The following is an 18,921-nucleotide window of genomic DNA, read 5'->3' as shown; positions in this document are numbered from 1 at the left end:
GGGTGGGGGCTGGGGCCGACGCAGGCGTCGGCGACCGGGTCGGCATCGTGCTGTCCGGCGGGAACATCGACGCCCGGCGACTCAGTGAACTGTTGTCCGACTAGGCCTTCAATAAAGACAGAGCACTGATTTACCGCGCGATGGCGGCAAACCGTTGAATCCCCGCGTGGCGCAACGGTCGTGCTGGCGTGTTGGTTCAACGCCGCACCGTAAGTACATCCACTGTCAGACCCCCTCATCCTTCGAACCCTGACTCGCTCGGGGCCGCACGGGTTTGCTCCTAAGGGTCGCCAAATGCAGGTAGTCCTACGGGTTTGCCTGCGGCGACCGTTTTCTAACCTTGTTAATGCCATCAGGCCGGGCCAATGACGCATGCGCGGACATCAGTGCTCGATCACGGATAGGTCTTGTACGGAGGTTGTTTCACCTATACCGAAAGGTACCCGTCCAAGACAGGCTTTTATCGTCTAGCCCTATGGAAAGGAGAAAGTGGTGGTAAACGATGACGCAGGCCGCCTGCCGTCTTTCAAGACGGAGCCGGGACACCCGGCGTTGGTCGAGATACCGGTGGAAACGATCGACGACGCCTGCGCCTGGCTCCAGGCGCACCGCGAGGAGCTGCGCGCCGGGCTCGACGAGCACGGGGCCGTCTTCCTGCGCGGGCTGCCCGTGCGCTCCGCCGAGGATTTCGCACGGGTCCGCGACGCGGTGATCACCGAGCGCGCCCAGTACCGGGAGAACGCCACGCCGCGCAGCCACTTCGGGGCCGACGTCTACTCCTCGACGGATCTGCCGCCGGCGCAGTCGATCCGGCCGCACAACGAGAACAGCTACACCCTGACGTTCCCCGGCCTGCTGCTCTTCTGCTGCCTGATCGCGCCCGAGGAGGGCGGGGCGACCCCGGTCACCGACGTCCGCAAGGTGCGCCAGGCGATTCCGGCCGCGTTGCTCGACCGGTTCCGGGAGCACGGCTGGGCCCTGGTGCGCAACTACCGGGAGGACTTCGGGCTCGGCTGGACGACCGCGTTCGCCTCCGAGGATCCGGCCGACGTCGCAAAGTACTGCCAGGCCAACCTCATCGCGCACGAATGGGACGAGGACGGCGGGCTGCGCACGGTCCAGCGGCGCTCCGCGCTGATCACGCATCCGCGCACCGGGCAGGAGGTGTGGTTCAACCACGCCGTCTTCTGGAACGAGTGGTCGCTGGAGCCCGAGGTGCGGGAGATCATGAGCGAGGCCCTGGGCGGGTCCGGCAACTTCCCGTACCACACCGTCCTCGGGACCGGGGAGCCGCTGGACGAGGCCGACGTGCGCGTCATCGACGAGGCCTACCGGGCCGCCACCGTCCGGGAGTCGTGGCGTCCGGGGGACGTGATGATCGTGGACAACATCCTCGCGGCACACGGCCGGGAGGCGTTCAAGGGCGACCGCAAGATCCTGGTCGCGATGGGGGATCCGGTGGCGCTGGCCGACTGCCGGCCCACCGTGCAGCCGCTGGCGGGCTTCGCCGGCTGACGCGGGTACCGCCGGCAGACGGCGGACCCGACGCATCGTGGCGCGCATCGCCGCCACGCGCAACACAGTCCTGTCTGGAGGAATGTGCCAGTGCCACCACGCCTTTTGCTGCCCGCACCGCTGGCCGCGAGCGACGACATCAGGGTCGTGAGTCCCGCTCTGCCCGACATCGTCTACTGCCCCGAGCGTGTCGTCCGGGCCGAGCAGACCTTGTCAGAGCTCGGATTCAAAGTCTCCTACGGCGAGAACGTCTACGCCGTCTCCGAAGACGGCGGAAGGGCCGGCTCCGCACAGGAGCGCGCCGCCGACCTGATGGCGGCTTTCACCGACCCGAGCGTCGCCGGCGTCTTCTGCGGGGACGCCGGTGAGGGCAGCGTCGAACTCATCCCTTATCTGGACGCGGATGTCATCCGCAGCAATCCCAAGGCGTTCATCGGATACAGCGACAACGTCTTTCTCAATCAGTTCCTGCTGTCCGAAGTCGGACTCGTCACTTATTACGGCTATACGTACCTGCACCAGCTGGGTGAAGTCGGCGGTCCTTTCCCGGAGACGCTCGACAGTTTCCGCAAAGCGGTGATGTCCGACGCGGACTTGATATGCAAGCCCGTGCCCTCGCGCACCAGCCAGTGGTACAGCTGGATCAATCCGGACGTCCAGCACCGGCAGCGTGTCCGTGACCGGCCGGGCGGCCTGGACTGGATCCGGCGCGGCCGCGCCGAAGGCCCCCTGGTGGGAGCCGCGCTGCCGCTGCTGTCGGAGCTCGTGACCGAGTGGGGTCTCCAGACCGAGGGTTCGGTGCTGTTCTGGGACGTCAACCTTTACAACGAGATCCCGGTACGCGACCTGCTCGCCGGCCTCGCCGACCGCACGGACTTGACGAAGCTGGCCGGCATGGTCGTCGGCGCCAACCAGATCGTGCCGGCGGAGGAGTGGGCACGCGAGGTCGCAGGGCTCCTCGCGGAATTGCTGCCCGGCACGACCTACCCCGTGCTCGTCAACGCCGATATCAGCCATCTGTGTCCGTCCTGGCTGGTCCCCTACGGCGCGACCGTCGTCCTCGGCGAGTTCGACGGGCTCCGCTTTCCCCGCCGCCGCGAGCCCCACCGCGAACAAGGAGAACAAGCATGAGAATCGTCGACCTGACCCACGGCTTCTACCAGGGCATGCCCGCGTACCCGGCAGGCTGGTTCCCGGAGTTCGGCCTGGAGCGCCGGATGACGCCGGACACCGACCCGGCGCCGACCACCCGCACCTTCTCGCAGCTGCACCTGTTCCCGCACAACGGCACACACATCGAATACCGCCTGCACTTCTTCCCCGATGCCGAGGGGATCGACGCGGTCCCCCTCGAAACGCTCGTCGGCCGCGCCTGCGTCGCAGACCTCTCCCATGTCGCGAACCTCACCCCGATCACCGGGGACGACATCGAGAAGCGCGTCGGCGACATCTGGCAGCGCGGCGACCGCCTGCTCGTCCGCACCGACTACGTGAGCCGGGCCTGGGGCCGGCCGGACTACTGGGACGTCCCGCCCTACCTGGCGCCCTCGGCCGCCGAGTGGGCCGTGGACAACGGCGCGAGCCTGGTCGGCATCGACTGCCTCACCGAACGGCCGGGCGACGGCACGTCCCCGGTGCACCTCACGCTGCTGACCGCGGGCATCCCGATCGCCGAGTACCTGACCAACATGCACGAGCTGACCCGGCAGGTCGTCCAGCTCTACGCGCTGCCGATCAAGGTGCGCGACTCCGAGGCGGCCCCGGCCCGGGTGATCGCGATCGAGGCGGACTGAGATGTCCGAGGCCAGCAACACCCGCACGCCGGTCGCGTTCGCCCATCCCGGCGCGCGCCCGACCGCTGACGCCGTCTCCGCCGCCCTCGACGAGCTCCTGTCCTTGCTCGGCGAGCCGCTGTCGGAGCTCGGCGAGGGCGACGAAGTCCTCATCAAGCCCAACATGTTCCAGACCCAGCCCGGGTTCGCCGTCAACGCCGACCTGCTCGCCGCGCTGGCCCGCCGGGTCGCCGACCACGGCGCGCGCCCGACCGTCGCGGAGCGGACCGCCAACATCTACGAGGTCCTGCGCGACCATCCCGTGCACCGCTGGGCCCGGGTGGTGAGCCTGGACGACCTCCCGCTGCGGGTGGCCGCGATCCCGGCGGCGACCTCGCTGCGGGTCCCGATCGCCGTACCGGACCTGGTGCTGGACTGCGACTACTTCATCGGCGTCCCGCAGCTGCGGACGCACGCCAGCGTCGTCTACTCCAACGCGATGAAGAACCTCGTCGGCCTGCTTCCCGGCTACACCACCCGGATCGTGCACATGGCCGGCGTCGACGAGTCCACGGTCGACCTCAACCTGCTCCGCCACCAAGACCTCGTGGTCTGTGACGGCACGACGGTCATCGAGGGCAACTACCCGATGGCCGGCCGGGCCCGCGAGGTCGGGTTCCTGGCCGCCAGCCGCAACGCCGTCGCGCTCGACGTCGCTGTGGGGTCCATCGCAGGGTTCGACCCCGGTTCCGTGGCGTATCTGCGCGACGCGCACCAGCGCGGCATGGGACCGCTCGACCTCGCCGACATCGAACTGCGCGGCACCGATCCCGACGCGATCCGGTTCGACATGGAGAAGGCGCCGCTGGAGATCGTCGCCCCGCGTCCCGGGATCCACATCCACGCCGACCGGGCTTGTCCGGCCTGTCGCCGCTACATCGCCGGCGCCATGGTCGCGCTGCGCTCCGAACTCCTGGAGTGGGACGGCGAGATGACGGTGCTGGCCGGTCCGATGACGACCACGCCGCCGTTGGTCGGCGCCGTCGTGCTGGTCGGGAACTGCCTCTACGAGAGCCGGGACCTCGGCGTCTACATCGAGGGCTGCCCGCCGCGCGCGATCCAGATCGCCGGATTCCGGTACGCCATGGGCAAGGACGTCTCCGCGCACGAGCGGACGCAGTTCCGGGTGCCGGCCGGCCTGGTCCACGCCTCCGCGGTCCAGGGTGGCTGAGATGTACCGTTCCGGCTCGATCCAGAGCTCGATCAGCAAGGGCGACGTGCTCTGCCGACATGTCAGGGTTCTACCTCAGGCCATTGACCCGATCGCGGCGGCCGGTGCGCTGCGCGACGACCGCAGGATCATGCTGACCAGTTCCGCCGAACCGGACGTGGTCCCGGTGCTCCACGTCGGCGAACTGGCCTTCTGCGGCGACGGCCTGACCGCCGCCGTGGACTTCCTCGCCTCGCTCACGTTCGCCGGAGCCGAGTCCCTCGGTGAACAGAGCTGGGTCGGATTCCTCGGCTACGACGCGGCCCGCGACGTCGAACGCCTCCCGGCCCGGCCCGACGGTCCGCTGCCGCGGTACGAGTTCTTCCTGCCCGAGACGCTTGTCCGTTTCGAGCCGGGCCGCACGGTGGTCATCGGTCGCGGCCGCACTCCCGAGGACGCCGAGCGGGTCGCGGACGACGCCGTGCGCGCGCTGGACAGGCAAGCGCCACAGCTTCGGTCGTCGGGGGCGTTCGGCGCCGCCGAGGTGAGTCTGGAATACGACGACTACGTCGCGGCGGTACGGCGGGCCAAGCAGTACATCGTCGACGGCGACGTCTTCCAGGTCGTGCTCTCGCTTGCGATCTCGGTCCAGGCGGAGATCGACGGCTTGGCGGCGTATCGCGAACTCGTCGCCGGCAACCCCTCGCCGTACCAGTTCTGGTACCGCGGACCGCGTTTCGAGGCCGTCGGCTGCTCCCCGGAGCCGTGCGTGGTGATGGCCGAAGGCAGAGGCCTGATCCGCCCGCTGGCCGGCACCCGCCCGCGCGGTGCCGACCCGGACGCCGACGCCCGCAACGAAGCCGACCTGCGGGACTCGGAGAAGGAGAAGGCCGAGCACCGCATGCTGGTCGACCTCGCACGCAACGACCTCGGCCGGGTCTGCCGTCCCGGGACGGTGACGGTGCCCCGGCTGATGGCGGTCGAGCGCTTCTCCCGGGTCATGCACCTCACCTCGGACGTGGTCGGCGAGACCGCGGCCGGGCTGCGGCCCGACGACCTGATCCGGGCCACCTTCCCGGCCGGGACGATGACCGGGGCGCCGAAGGTGCGCGCGATGGAGATCATCGACGAGCTCGAACCCACGGTCCGAGGACTGTATTCGGGTGCTGTCGGGAGCTTCGGCGCCGAGCACGCCGACCTCTTCCTCACCATCCGGAGCCTGGTGTTGCAGGGCGGTCGCGCGCATTTGCAGGCCGGAGGCGGGATCGTCGCCGACTCCGATCCGGCCGAGGAACACCACGAGTGCCTGGCCAAGCTCTCCGCCGTCGCCCGGGCCATCGGCTTCGATCTGGAAGGGGCGGTCCGGTGATCGGGGTCGTCGACAACTACGACTCGTTCGTCTACAACCTGGTCCAGTACGCCGGCCGGCTGGGCCACCGCTGCCGGGTCCTGCGCAACGACGAGGTGACGGTCGAGGAGTTCGAACGCCTCGCCCCGGACCGGGTCATCGTCTCGCCCGGGCCCTGTGCGCCGGACCAGGCCGGCATCTCCCTTGAGGTGGTCCGCCGCCTCGGCAGCCGGATCCCGGTCTTCGGGGTCTGTCTGGGACACCAGTGCATCGGTCAGGCCTTCGGCGCGAAGATCACGCACGCCAGGCAGCCGATGCACGGCAAGTGCTCGCAGGTCTTCCACGACGGCCGCGGGGTGTTCGCCGGCCTGCCAGATCCTTTCGAAGTGGTCCGATACCACTCCCTTGTCATCGACGAGTCGTCGCTTCCGGCAGAGCTGGAAGTGACCGCCCGGACATCGGACGGAGAAATCATGGGTGTGCGGCACCGCGAGTTGCCGATCGAAGGGGTTCAGTTCCATCCCGAATCCCTGTTCACCGAGCACGGGTTGCGCATCGTCGCCAACGCGCTCGGCGGGCCGGCCGATCTGGCTGAGCTGTCCGAGTTGGCCGAGCTTGCTGAGCCGGCCGAGTCGGCGGACCAGGTTGGTTCGGCCGCAGGCATCGGGCAGGTCGTCCGATGACCGCCGACACCACCTCGCCGACCGACCAGTTCACGCCGCATCTGCAGGACATCCTGCGCTGGCACTTCGACCCGGCGACCGGCTCGAAGTTCTGGCTCAGCCGGGTCGCAGAGCTCGGATTCGACCCGCTCGCCGACATCGCCACCCTGGCGGACCTCAGATGGTTCCCCGACCTCAGTGCGGAACTGCGCACGGTCCCCGTCGACGACCTGCTTCCCGAAGGCTGCCGCGGCCGGCCGTTCCAGGTCTACGAATCCGGCGGCACCGTGGGCACGCCGAAGCGGATCATCGAGGCCGGCAGCCGGGCCGAGGGGATCCCGTGGGTGGACCGGATGTTCGACGAGCACGCCTTCCCCCGGGACGTCCACTGGCTGCACGTCGGACCGACCGGCCCGCACATCGTCGGCCGCTCGATGCGGCGGCTGGCCGAGACCCGCGGCGGCGTCTGCTTCACGATCGACTTCGACCCGCGGTGGGTCAAGCGGATGATCCGCACCGGGCGGCCCGAGCTGGCCGAGGAGTACATCGACCACGTCCTGGACCAGGTGGAGCTGGTCACGGCCACGCAGAACATCAGGGTCCTGTTCATCACGCCCGCGGTCCTGGAGGCGCTGTGCGCCCGGACCGAACTGCGCGAACGGCTCGCCAGCCGGCTGACCGGCCTGATCTGGAGCGGGACCAGCTTCGACGAGTCGAGCCTGAGGATGGTGCGCGACCACTACTTCCCCGAGGCGGTGGTCACGGGCATCTACGGCAACAGCCTGATGGGCATCGCCCCGCAGCGGCCACCGGTCGCGGAGGACAAGCAGGCATGTGTCTTCCAGCCGTTCTGGCCGCGCGCGGTGGTCGAGGTGGTCGACGCCGCGGGCGACGCGGTCGCCTACGGCGAGCGGGGACGTGTCCTGGTGCACCTGATCACCCGCGAGATGTTCCTGCCGAACGTGCTTGAGCGCGACTCGGCGATCCGCGTCGCGCCCACGCACGGCTCCTTCTACGGCGGCCTCGACGGCCTCGCCGAGGTGGCGCCGTACCGCGAGGGCGGCGCGACGGTGATCGAGGGGGTCTACTGATGGCGGCACTGCATGCTTCGGGCGGGCCACGCCGGCTGGCCGCGGTGACGGGGCCCGGCATCCCGGCGGCCGTTGACCGTCGGGTGCTGACGGCGGTGACCGGCGAGCCGATCGCCGAGGTCGAGTACGTGCCGCCGCTGCTTGTTCAGGCCGTGCTGGACCGGATGCGGGCCGCGGAACCGGCCCGGCCGGTCGGGCAGCAGCTGTTCGATGATGCCGCGAAGGTGCTGGAGTCGGCGGATCTCGACGGCTTGGACCCTGCCGCGTACATCCGATCGACCGCGCTGGCCACAGGTCTGCCGCCGAGCGTCGTCGAGGACGGACTCGCCGCGCTGGCCGAGGGTCTGCGGCAGCTCGGCACGGCTGATGCCGCGGAGCGTCCGGCCCCGGACAGCGGGCCCGGACACCGCGTGGTGTGGGTACCGCGCGCGCCGGTCATCGGGGTCGTGGCCGCCAGCAACCATTCCGAGCCGCATCTGACCTGGGTCAGGGCTCTGTCATACGGCTATCGGGTCGTGGTCCGTCCGGGCGGCCGCGATCCCTTCACGCCGCTTCGTATCGCGGCGGCGCTGCTCGCGGCCGGGCTGCCCGCGGACCGGCTCGCGGTGCTTCCCGGGGACCACGCGGTGAGTTCCCATCTGGTGAAGTCCGCGCCGTTGTCCATCGTCTACGGCGGTCCGGACGCGGTAGGGCGTTGGGGCGGCCGGTCGGACGTGCTGGTCCGCGGGCCGGGGCGGTCGAAGGCGGCCGTCGGCGAGTCCGTGCGGCCCGGGGACGCGGCTGTCATCGACCATCTGGCGCGGGCGATCGCCGGGGACGGCGGCGTCCGGTGCACCAACATCTCGGCGGTCTTCACCTGCGGCGATCCGGGGCGGCTGGCAGACCGGCTCGCCGAACGCCTTGCCGGCTATGCGGATCCGCCGAGGTTCGGCGTCGATCGGGTGGGCGGACTGCAGCAGTCGCTGGCGCAGTTCTCAGGGTTCGTCGATCACAGCCGCGACCGCTACGACGGCGGTTCGTTCCTGGCGCTGCCCGACGGCTCGATCGCTGCGCGACCGGTCGTCCTGTCGGCCCCCGACGCCGGACATCCCTTGGTCGGCACCGAGTTGCCGTTCCCGTTCGTCGTCGTGGCGCCGTGGGACGGCTCGCTCGGTCCGCTGCGCGACAGCCTTGTGCTCAACCTGCTCGGCACCGATCCGGTCCTGGCGGACCGGGCGCTGGCCGAGCCGACCGTCCGGCGCGTCGTCACCGGCCTGACAGAGCCCTGGCACACCCTTCCGGGCCTGCCGCACGACGGCAGCCTCAGATCTTTCCTGCTCGAACCCAAGGCACATCTGGGCTTCGTGCCACAACCGGGGACCGTTCCCGCATCAGAAGATCAAGGAGTCCGGCCGTGACAGCGACCGCGATCGAGAACGAGAGACAGAACAGCGTCAAACGGGTGGTGGTGCTCGGCGCGTCCGGCGACCTCGGCTCGGCGGTGGTCGCCGGCTGCCGGCGGGCCGACGCCGAAGTCCTCGCGCACACCCACAGCCGGGCCGGTTCCTGGTCGGACGACGGCGTGACCGCCGTCCAGGCCGATCTGCGGACGCCGGAGGGGATCGCGAGCCTGGTCGAGAGCGTGCCGGCGGCGTGGAACGGCATCGACCTGCTGGTCGCCGCCGTCGGCGGGGCACGTCCGGTGCCGGTGGAGGACCTGTCCGTCGAGCAGTGGCGCGAGTGCATGCAGCTGAACGTCGAGATCCCGTTCACCGTCACCAAGGCGCTGCTCGGGCACCTGGAGAAGGCCGGCGGCTCGATCGTCACCATCTCCAGCGCCGCGGCGTTCACCGGCGGCTCGTTCGGTCCGCACTACGCGGCGGCCAAGGCGGCCGTACTCGGGCTGACCCGGTCTCTGGCCCGGGACCTCGGCCCGCGCGGCATCCGGGTCAACTGCGTCGCGCCGGGGCCGGTCGCCTCGGCGATGACCGACGAGTTGGGCCCGGACGTGCTGGCGGGCCTGCTCGGCGCCACCGCGCTGCGCCGCGTGGTCCAGCCCTCGGAGGTCGCCGACGCGGTGCTCGACCTCGCGCGGATGTCCGCGGTCACCGGCCAGACCCTGGTCATCGACGGCGGGCGGGTGCTGCGATGACCGCCAGTGGGCTGAGCACCGGGTCCGCGATCAAGGGGGCGCACGCGATGCTCGACGCCGCGGGCGTGCCGACCGCCGAGCGCGACGCCGTGAGCCTGGCCGCCTACGCGCTGGGCACCACGCCCGACGCGGTGGGCGCACACTCCGAGGTGCCGGTGCCCGCGGAGTTCTGGGCGCTGGTCGATCGCCGCGTCGCCCGCGAGCCGGTGGAGTTGATCGTCGGCGCGTCGTACTTCTGCGGACGGCGGTTCCTGGTGGAGCCCGGGGTGTTCGTCCCGAAGCCGGAGACCGAGGAACTGGTCGCGCGCGTCGTCGAACGGCTTCGCGCTTTGCCGACGGCCACCCCGCGCGTAGTCGATCTGTGCACCGGCTCGGGCGTGGTCGCGATCACCGTCGCCGCCGAGGTGCCGGGCGCGACGGTCACCGGGGTCGACCTGTCCGGGCAGGCCTGCGATCTGGCTGTCCGCAACGCCGCCACGGCGGAGGTGAAGGTGGCCTTCGAGTGCTGCGACGTGGCCACGGCGCTGCCCGAACTCGACGGGCTCGTGGACGTCGTGATCGCGAACCCGCCGTACATCCCGGTGGGCCGCGCGATCGGGATGCCCGAGGTGCGCGACCACGATCCGGCGCTGGCCCTGTGGGGCGGCCCGGACGGTCTGGACGTGGTCCGGGCCGTGGAGCGGACCGCGCGCCGGCTGCTGGCACCCGGCGGCTGGCTGTTCCTGGAACACGGCCCCTACCAGGTCCAAGCCGTCCTGGCGATGTTCGGCGACGCGGCCTGGAGCCAGGTCGCCGACCACGAGACCGTCGACGACGCAGTTCTGGTCGCCCGGCGTGCCGAACCCGAGCGACCCGAACCCGAACGACCCGACCACGATCCGAACCGAATCATCCGGGAGCAATGATGGCCAACCCCTTCGACGACGCCGACGGCCGTTTCCTCGTGCTCGTCAACGACGAAGCCCAGTACTCGCTGTGGCCGGCGGCGCGCGCGGTGCCGGACGGCTGGCAGACCGCCCACGCCGAGGACAGCCGGCAGGCGTGTCTCGACTTCGTGGACCGGAACTGGACCGACATGCGGCCGGCGAGCCTTGCCCGGGCCATGGACGGCGTCCGCGGCGACTGACCGTTCGCCGACCACTGAGCCACGGATTTGTAGCAGATACAGATCTTGTAGCAGATACAGATTTCGCAGAGGAACAACCATGCCTCAACCAGCATCCTTGCCCCGACTGTTCGAGCGACAAGCGGCGAGCACGCCCGACCTCATCGCCGTCGTCCATGGAACGGCACGACTGACATACGGACAGCTGAACGAACGCGCCAACTGTCTCGCCCATCGGCTCATCGAGGCCGGGGTGGGCCCGGAGACCTTCGTCGCCCTGCGCGCCGAGCACTCGGCCGCCACCGTCGTCTCGATCCTGGCCATCGTCAAGGCCGGGGGTGTCTACGTCCCGCTGGACGTCCGCGCCCCGCAGTCCCGCATCGACGCGGTGGTGCAGGGCTATGGCATCCGGCACGTCATCGCCGAGGCGGACGTCCTGGTCCCCGGCGGACTGACCGAGAACCCTGATGTACCGGTCCACCCGGAACAGCTCGCCTACATCAACTTCACCTCCGGCACCACCGGTCTGCCCAACGGGGTGGCGGTGACGCACCGCAGCGTCGCGGCGCTCGCGGCGGACACCGCGTTCTCCCGCGGTGCGCACGGCTGCATGCTGCTGCACTCGGCGCCGGCCTTCGACGCGACCACCTACGAGCTCTGGGTCCCCCTGCTTTCCGGCGGCCGGTTGGTCATCCCGGAGACTGCGATACTCGACGCCCCGGCGTTGCGGCAGGTGCTCGCCGAAGGCGACGTCTCGGCGCTGTGGCTGACCGCGGGCATGTTCAGCGCGGTCGTCGAGCAGGACCCCGCGGTGTTCGCCGGAGTGCGCGAGGTGTGGACCGGCGGCGACGTCGTGTCGCCCGCGGCCGTCCGATCAGTGCTCGAACACTGCCCAGGCGTCGCCGTGGTCAACGGCTACGGTCCCACCGAGACGACGACGTTCGCCTCCTGCTTCCCGATGCGCGACCGGTTCGACGGCGACGGGACGGTGCCGATCGGCGCCGGCCTGGACGACACCGACCTGTACGTGCTGGACGAGAAGCTGCACCCGGTATCCGCCGGTGACGTGGGGGAGCTGTACATCGCCGGCACCGGCCTGGCGCGGGGATACGTGAGCCGGGGCGGCCTGACGGCGTCGCGGTTCGTGGCGGACCCGTTCGGCGCGCCGGGGGCGCGGATGTACCGCACCGGAGACCTGGTGCGCGGCGACGGCCCGGGCCGGCTGCTCTTCGTCGGGCGGGCCGACGACCAGGTGAAGGTGCGCGGCTTCCGGATCGAGCCCGGCGAGGTGGAAGGCGTGCTGGGCCGGGCCCCGGGCGTCGGCGCCGCCGTGGTGGTGCTGCGCGAGGACCGGCCGGGGGACCGGCGGCTGGTGGGTTACGTGACCGGCGCCGCCGAGCCGGCGGAGGTCCGCGCGTTCGCCGCCGGCCTGCTGCCGGACTACATGGTGCCCTCGGCCGTCGTGGTGCTGGACCGGCTGCCGCTGACCGCGAACGGCAAGGTGGATCGCAAAGCCCTGCCGGCGCCCGCGCTTGACCACGACACCTCCGCCTATCAGGCGCCCGGCGACGAGGTGGAGGAGCGGTTGTGCGCGCTGTTCGCCGACGTGCTCGGACTGCCCCGCGTCGGCGTGGACCAGAGCTTCTTCGACCTCGGCGGCCACTCGCTGCTGGGTATGCGCCTGGTGGCGCGGCTGCGGTCGCAGTTCGGCGTCGAGATCGGGGTGGCGGATCTCTTCGAAGAGCCCACTGTCGCCGGTCTGGCGCGCGTCGTCGGCCGGGCGGACGCGGCGGTCGCGGCGCTGGTGCCGACCGCGCGCCCGGACCGGGTGCCGCTGTCGTTCGCACAGCGTCGGCTGTGGTTCGTCGACCGGCTCGAAGGCCCGAACTCCAGCTACAACCTGCCCTACGAGATCCACATGTCGGGCGTGCTCGACGTCACGGCCCTGGAACTCGCGCTGCACGACGTGATCGCCCGCCACGAGAGCCTGCGGACCGTCTTCGACGAGGTGGACGGCGAGCCGGTCCAGGTCGTCCTGCGCGGCAACGAGGCGCAGCCGCGGCTGTCGGTGGTCCGCACGACCGCCGGCGAGCTGCCGGACGCGCTGGCCCGCGCCGCGGCCCACCGGTTCGACCTGGCCGGCGAACCGCCGCTGCGGGCCTGGCTGTTCCAGCTGCCCGCCGAGAAATCGGTGCTGCTGCTGGTGCTGCACCACATCGCCGGCGACGGCTGGTCGATGGGCCCGCTCGGCCGGGACATCGGCGCCGCCTACGCCGCCCGCACCCGGGGCGCGGCTCCGGACTGGCCGCCGTTGCCGGTCCAGTACATCGACTACACGCTGTGGCAACGGGAACGGCTGGGCTCCGAGGACGATCCGGCCAGCATGATCGCCCAGCAGACGGAGTACTGGCACAAGGCACTGGACGGCGTGCCCGTCGAGCTGATGCTCCCGACGGACCGGCCGCGCCCGGCGGTGGCCTCGCGCCGCGGCGGCCGGGCCGCGTTCGAGGTGTCGCCGCAGGTGCACGCCGACCTGTCGCAGCTGGCGTCGTCCTGCCGGGCGACCCTGTTCATGGTGGTCCAGGCCGCCCTGTCCGGCCTGCTGACCCGGCTCGGCGCCGGGACGGACGTGCCGATCGGCTCGGTCACCGCCGGACGCGGCGACGCCGCGCTCGACGACCTGGTCGGGTTCTTCGTCAACACCCTGGTACTGCGCGTCGACACCGCCGGGGACCCGGCGTTCGGCGACCTGGTCACCCGCGTCCGCGACGTGGACCTGGCGGCCTTCGCGCACCAGGATGTCCCGTTCGAGCAGATCGTGGAGGCTGTCAACCCGGCACGCTCGTCGGCTCGACACCCGTTGTTCCAGGTGATGCTCGCCTTCGAGCAGAACGATCCGCTGAGCGTGGTCCTGCCCGGCATCGACGTCGAGGTGCGCGCGGCCGGGGCCGGGACGTCGAAGTTCGACCTCACCTTCTCCGTGCAGGAACTGCTCGACGACGACGGGCGGCCCGACGGCCTGGACGGCTATGTCGAGTACGCCTCAGACCTCTTCGACCGGGAGACCGGGGAAGCCCTCGCCGCGCGCTTCGCGCAGTTCCTGACCGCGGTGGCCGCCGCCCCGCGGGCCCGGCTCAGCGAGGTGGAGGTGTTGTCCGCCCGGGAACGGCGCGACTTGCTCGTCGCCGGGGACGGCGGCACCCCCGAACCGGCCGCGACCATGACGCAGCTCTTCGAAGCCCAGGTCGCCAGGACCCCGGACGCGGTCGCGCTGATCGACGGCGCGACCCGGCTGACCTACGCCGAGCTGAACCGTCGGGCCAACCGGCTGGCGCACCGCCTGATCGCCTCCGGCCTGAGCCCGGAACGCGTGGCGGCCGTGGTCCTGCCGCGCTCGGCGCAGCTGGCCGTCGCGATCCTGGCCGTGTCCAAGACCGGCGCCGCCTACCTGCCCGTCGACCCGGACAGCCCCGCCGAGCGGATCGCGTTCATGCTCCAGGATTCCGGCTCGGCGACGGTGCTGACGAACGCGGCGCTCGCAGCCCGGCTGCCGATCACCGAGGCGCCCACGCTCGTGCTCGACGCGCCGGAAGCGCTGCTCGCGATCGATGCCGAGCCGGACATCAACCCGGGTGACGCCGAGCGTCACAGGCTCCTGACACCCGCGAACGCCGCCTACGTCATCTACACCTCCGGATCGACGGGGACGCCCAAGGGCGTCCTGGTGGCGCACGCCGGCATCACCAACCTCGTGCGCACCCACGCGGACCGGTTCGGCATCACCGAGCACAGCCGCGTCCTGCACTTCGCCTCGCCGAGCTTCGACGCCTCCGTGATGGAACTCCAGATGGCACTGCCGCTCGGCGCCACGCTGGCCATCGCGCCCGCGGGCCCGACCGACGGCGAAGCCCTCGGCGCGTTCCTGATCGAGCATCGGGTCAGCCACGCCCTCATCACGCCGGCCGCGCTCGCGGCGCTGCGCCCGGAGGACCACCCGCATCTGCAGACGCTGATCGTGGGTGGCGAGGCGTGCCCGGCGGAACTCGCCGCCCGCTGGTCGGTCGGCCGTCGCATGATCAACGCCTACGGCCCCACCGAGATCACCGTCTACGCGACGGTCAGCGAACCGCTGTCCGGCGTGGGGACGCCGCCGATCGGCAAGCCCATCACCGGCACCCGGTTGTACGTGCTCGACGACGGCCTGGCAGCCGTTCCCGCCGGCGTGGTCGGGGAACTGTACGTCGCGGGCGCCGGTCTGGCCCGGGGATACGTCGGACGCGTCGGTCTGACGGCCTCGCGGTTCGTCGCGGACCCGTTCGGGGCGCCGGGGACCCGGATGTACCGGACCGGCGACCTGGTGCGGTGGGACCGCGACGGCCAGCTCCGGTTCCTGGGACGGGCCGACGACCAGGTGAAGATCCGCGGCTTCCGGATCGAGCTCGGCGAGGTGGAGGACGTGCTGGGCCGCGCCCCGGGCGTGGCCGCCGCGGTGGTCGTGGTCCGCGAGGACCGCCCCGGGGACCGGCGGCTGGCCGGGTACGTGACCGGCGCCGTCGATGCCGCGGCCGTGCGCGAGTTCGCCGCCGGCCTGCTGCCCGACTACATGGTGCCCTCGGCGCTGATGGTGCTCGACCGGCTGCCGCTGACCGTCAGCGGCAAGGTCGACCGCCGGGCCCTGCCCGTCCCGGTCTACGGATCAGGGGTCGGATACCGCGCCCCGCGCACCGTGGCCGAGGAGGTGCTCTGCCCGCTGTTCGCCGAGGTCCTGGGCGTCGACCGGGTCGGCGTCGACCAGAGCTTCTTCGAGCTCGGCGGGCACTCGCTGCTGGCCATGCGGCTGATCGCTCGCGTCCGGTCGGTGCTGGGCGTCGAGGTCGGGATCGCCGACCTGTTCCAGGCTCCGTCGGTCGCCGGTCTGGCACGCTCGCTCGCCGGGGCGGAATCGGCGCGCGCGGCGTTGGTGCCCGTGCCGCGTCCGGAGCGGGTGCCGCTGTCGTTCGCGCAGCGCCGGTTGTGGTTCATCAACCGGCTTGAGGGCGACGTCGCGACATACAACGTCCCGCTGGTGCTGCACCTGTCCGGCGTCGTGAACGTGCATGCCTTGGACGCGGCGCTGCGCGACGTCGTCCTGCGGCACGAATCGCTGCGGACGGTGTTCGCCGACGTCGACGGCGAGGCCTGGCAGATCGTCCGTGACGAGGCGTCGGTGCCCGCTTCCCTGCTGACCGTCGTGGACTGCACGGCCGGCGGATTCGAGGACGAATACGCGCGCGCCGCCGGCCACGGGTTCGATCTGGGCGGCGAGGTCCCGGTGCGGGCGTGGCTGTTCCGGCTCGGTCCCGAGGAACAGGTGCTGTTGCTGCTCATGCACCACATCGCCGGTGACGGCTGGTCGATGGGCCCGCTGGGCCGGGACCTCGGTACCGCCTACGGGGCCCGCCTTCGTGACCTGGCGCCCGATTGGCCCGCGCTCCCGGTCCAGTACGTGGACTACACCCTGTGGCAGCGCGAGTGGCTGGGCGCCGAGAACGATCCCGGCAGCGTCATCGGACGCCAGGCCGAGTACTGGCGCGGTGTGCTCGACGGGATACCGGAGGAGCTGGCGCTGCCGACCGACCGGCCGCGGCCGGCGGTGGCCTCGCACCGGGGCGGCCGCGTCGGGTTCGCCGTTCCGGCGCACACGCACGCGGGCCTGCTGCGCGTGGCCTGGGAGTGCCGCGCGACGCTGTTCATGGTGGTGCAGGCCGGCCTGGCCGGGCTGCTGACCCGGTTGGGCGCCGGCCCGGACGTGCCGATCGGGTCGGTCACCGCCGGGCGCGGTGACGCCGCGCTCGACGACCTGGTCGGGTTCTTCGTCAACACCCTGGTACTGCGCGTGGACACCGCCGGGGACCCGGCGTTCCGCGACCTCGTCACGCGTGTCCGCGAGGCGGACGTCTCCGCGTTCGGCGCCGCCGACGTCCCCTTCGAACGGGTCGTGGACGTGGTCAACCCGGTGCGCACCACCTCCCGCCACCCGCTCTTCCAGGTGCTCCTCACCCTGGAAGGCGACCAGCTGCGGGTCGAACTGCCCGGCGTCGAGGTCCAGTCGCGGGAATCCGGCGTCGGCACCTCGAAGTTCGACCTCACCTTCGCGCTGCGCGAACGGCTGGACGGCCACGGGCAGCCCGACGGGCTCGAAGGCTATGTCGAGTTCGCCACCGATCTGTTCGACCAGGACACTGCCGAAGGCATCGCCGAGCGGTTCGCCCGGTTCCTGGACGCCGTCGCGGCCGATCCGCAGCTTCCGCTCGGCGAGGTGCCGGTGCTTTCGGCGCCGGAGACGGCACGGCTGCGCAAGCTCGGCGACGGGGGAGTGCCGCAGGGCGCGCTGTCGCTGCCGGAGCTGTTCGAGGCGCAGGTGGCCAGGACCCCGGACGCGATCGCGATCGTCTGCGGAGCGGACCGCCTGACCTACGCCGAGCTGAACTGCCGGGCCAACCGGCTGGCCCGGCATCTGCGCTCGCTCGGCGTCGGCCCGGAGCGGCTGGTCGGCGTCGCGTTGCCGCGCGGCGCGAACCTGCTCGTGGCGTTGCTCGCGGTACTCAAGGCCGGCGGTGCGTATCTGCCGATCGACCTCGCGTATCCGGCCGAGCGCGTCGGCTTCATGGTCCACGACGCCGCTCCGGTCTGCGTCGTGACCACGGCGGGCGCGGCCGACAGCCTGCCGCTGGACGCGCGCTGGGTCGTCGTGGACGACCCGACCACCGCCGGCGGTGTGGCCCGGGAGCCCGGCGGGAACCTGGCGGGGGTGGCCGTGGACCGCCGGAACCCGGCCTACGTCATCTACACGTCCGGATCTACCGGCACGCCCAAGGGCGTCATGGTGGAGCACGGCGCGCTGGCCGACTACCTCGCCTACGCGAAGGAGGACTACGACAGCACCCGGGGAACGGCGCTGCTGCACTCCTCGGTCTCCTTCGACCTCACCGTCACCGCGCTCTATGTGCCGCTGATCAACGGCGGAGCCATCGAGCTCGCGGCGCTGGAGGAACCCGCGCCGCAGCGGCGCAGCACGTTCCTGAAGGCGACGCCGAGCCACCTGCAGGTGCTGGCCGAACTGTCCGAGGACTTCGCGCCGACCGAACAGCTCCTGCTCGCTGGCGAACCGCTTCAGGGCGGCGCGCTGGCCGAATGGCGCGACCGGCATCCCGGGGTCACCGTCTTCAACGTCTACGGCCCCACCGAGACGACGGTCAGCTGCACCGAGTACCGCATCGATCCGGAGGAACCGACGCCTTCGGGGGTCGTCCCGATCGGTACGCCGATGCCGGGCACGCGGGTGTCAGTGCTCGACGACGGCTTGCTCCCGGTCCCGCCGGGCGTCGTCGGGGAGCTGTACGTCGCCGGGACCGGCCTGGCCCGCGGCTACGTCGGACGCGGCGCTCTGACCGCGTCGCGGTTCGTGGCCGATCCGTCCGGCGCGCCCGGGTCGCGGATGTACCGGACCGGAGACCTGGTCCGGTGGGACCGCGACGGCCGGCTGGTCCTGGTCGGCCGGGTCGACGACCAGGTGAAGGTGCGCGGCTTCCGGATCGAGCTCGGCGAGGTGGAAGGCGTGCTGGGCCGGGCTCCCGGCGTCGGCGCGGCGGCGGTCGTGGTGCGCGAGGACCGCCCCGGGGACCGGCGGCTGGTGGGCTACGTGACCGGCGCGGCGGATCCGGCCGCGGTCCGGGAGTTCGCCTCCGGGATGCTGCCGGACTACATGGTGCCCTCGGCGCTGGTGGTGCTGGACCGGCTGCCGCTGACCGGGAACGGCAAGGTGGACCGCAAAGCCCTGCCGGCGCCGGAGAACGACACCACCGGCTACCGCGCGCCGCGGACGGAGAAGGAAGAACAGCTGTGTGCGCTGTTCGCCGAGATCCTGGGCGTGGAGCAGGTCGGCGTCGACGAGGGCTTCTTCGCGCTCGGCGGGAACTCCCTGCTCGCGATGCGGCTGGTCGGCCGGGCCCGCTCCAAGCTCGGCCTGAAGATCGACCTGCGGGCGTTCTTCCGCAGCTCCAAGGTCAGCGACCTGGCCAAGATCGCGGTCGGCGGCCAGTGATCAG

General features: G+C 71.4%; 12 protein-coding genes. All 12 read left to right on the top strand.

Going from position 1 to position 18,921, the window contains the following annotated elements; genetic code table 11:
• Positions 1-492: 492 nt before the first annotated feature.
• The 12 genes from GWK61_RS24540 (at position 493) to GWK61_RS24485 (ending at position 18,917) form a co-directional block, all read left to right on the top strand.
• The gene (locus GWK61_RS24540) at positions 493-1,515 is read left to right on the top strand and encodes a TauD/TfdA family dioxygenase (protein WP_323747737.1); all 1,023 of its coding nucleotides are present in this window, start codon (positions 493-495) and stop codon (positions 1,513-1,515) included.
• 90 nt (positions 1,516-1,605) lie between these two features.
• The gene (locus GWK61_RS24535; RefSeq protein WP_194911676.1) at positions 1,606-2,646 is read left to right on the top strand and encodes a S66 peptidase family protein; all 1,041 of its coding nucleotides are present in this window, start codon (positions 1,606-1,608) and stop codon (positions 2,644-2,646) included.
• Positions 2,643-3,308, top strand: coding sequence for a cyclase family protein (locus GWK61_RS24530; protein WP_194911674.1), 666 nt, complete (start codon positions 2,643-2,645; stop codon positions 3,306-3,308). Before GWK61_RS24535 ends, GWK61_RS24530 begins: the two co-directional genes overlap by 4 nt.
• Before the next feature lies 1 nt (position 3,309).
• Positions 3,310-4,518, top strand: coding sequence for a DUF362 domain-containing protein (locus GWK61_RS24525; RefSeq protein WP_194911672.1), 1,209 nt, complete (start codon positions 3,310-3,312; stop codon positions 4,516-4,518).
• A gap of 1 nt (position 4,519) precedes the next feature.
• The gene (locus GWK61_RS24520) at positions 4,520-5,866 is read left to right on the top strand and encodes an anthranilate synthase component I family protein (protein ID WP_194911670.1); all 1,347 of its coding nucleotides are present in this window, start codon (positions 4,520-4,522) and stop codon (positions 5,864-5,866) included.
• Complete coding sequence (locus tag GWK61_RS24515) at positions 5,863-6,528, top strand: anthranilate synthase component II (RefSeq protein WP_194911668.1); 666 nt, start codon at positions 5,863-5,865, stop codon at positions 6,526-6,528. The genes GWK61_RS24520 and GWK61_RS24515 overlap by 4 nt, the downstream gene beginning before the upstream one ends.
• Positions 6,525-7,598 carry an acyl-CoA synthetase family protein gene (locus tag GWK61_RS24510; protein WP_194911666.1) on the top strand — a complete coding sequence of 358 codons (1,074 nt, stop codon included), beginning with the start codon at positions 6,525-6,527 and terminating at the stop codon, positions 7,596-7,598. The genes GWK61_RS24515 and GWK61_RS24510 overlap by 4 nt, the downstream gene beginning before the upstream one ends.
• Positions 7,598-8,995 carry an arylcarboxylate reductase gene (locus GWK61_RS24505; protein WP_194911663.1) on the top strand — a complete coding sequence of 466 codons (1,398 nt, stop codon included), beginning with the start codon at positions 7,598-7,600 and terminating at the stop codon, positions 8,993-8,995. Before GWK61_RS24510 ends, GWK61_RS24505 begins: the two co-directional genes overlap by 1 nt.
• Positions 8,992-9,729, top strand: coding sequence for an SDR family NAD(P)-dependent oxidoreductase (locus tag GWK61_RS24500; protein ID WP_194911662.1), 738 nt, complete (start codon positions 8,992-8,994; stop codon positions 9,727-9,729). Before GWK61_RS24505 ends, GWK61_RS24500 begins: the two co-directional genes overlap by 4 nt.
• Positions 9,726-10,634, top strand: coding sequence for a peptide chain release factor N(5)-glutamine methyltransferase (gene prmC, locus GWK61_RS24495; protein ID WP_194911660.1), 909 nt, complete (start codon positions 9,726-9,728; stop codon positions 10,632-10,634). The genes GWK61_RS24500 and prmC overlap by 4 nt, the downstream gene beginning before the upstream one ends.
• Entirely contained in the window at positions 10,634-10,855 is a 222-nt protein-coding gene (locus GWK61_RS24490) for an MbtH family protein (protein WP_323747736.1), read from the top strand. Before prmC ends, GWK61_RS24490 begins: the two co-directional genes overlap by 1 nt.
• Positions 10,856-10,934: 79 nt before the next feature.
• Entirely contained in the window at positions 10,935-18,917 is a 7,983-nt protein-coding gene (locus GWK61_RS24485) for a non-ribosomal peptide synthetase (protein WP_194911657.1), read from the top strand.
• Positions 18,918-18,921: the final 4 nt, after the last annotated feature.

The sequence above is a fragment of the Catenulispora rubra genome (genome assembly GCF_015356825.1).
GTDB classification, from domain to species: domain Bacteria; phylum Actinomycetota; class Actinomycetes; order Streptomycetales; family Catenulisporaceae; genus Catenulispora; species Catenulispora rubra.
This window is presented reverse-complemented; position numbering and strand designations above follow the sequence as displayed.

Excerpts from the sequence above, each read along its gene's own strand:
- GWK61_RS24530 (WP_194911674.1), top strand. The coding sequence starts at position 2,643 with ATGAGAATCGTCGACCTGACCCACGGCTTCTACCAGGGCATGCCCGCG.
- GWK61_RS24525 (WP_194911672.1), top strand. The coding sequence starts at position 3,310 with ATGTCCGAGGCCAGCAACACCCGCACGCCGGTCGCGTTCGCCCATCCC.
- GWK61_RS24520 (WP_194911670.1), top strand. The coding sequence starts at position 4,520 with ATGTACCGTTCCGGCTCGATCCAGAGCTCGATCAGCAAGGGCGACGTG.
- GWK61_RS24510 (WP_194911666.1), top strand. The coding sequence starts at position 6,525 with ATGACCGCCGACACCACCTCGCCGACCGACCAGTTCACGCCGCATCTG.
- GWK61_RS24505 (WP_194911663.1), top strand. The coding sequence starts at position 7,598 with ATGGCGGCACTGCATGCTTCGGGCGGGCCACGCCGGCTGGCCGCGGTG.
- prmC (WP_194911660.1), top strand. The coding sequence starts at position 9,726 with ATGACCGCCAGTGGGCTGAGCACCGGGTCCGCGATCAAGGGGGCGCAC.
- GWK61_RS24490 (WP_323747736.1), top strand. The coding sequence starts at position 10,634 with ATGGCCAACCCCTTCGACGACGCCGACGGCCGTTTCCTCGTGCTCGTC.
- GWK61_RS24485 (WP_194911657.1), top strand. The coding sequence starts at position 10,935 with ATGCCTCAACCAGCATCCTTGCCCCGACTGTTCGAGCGACAAGCGGCG.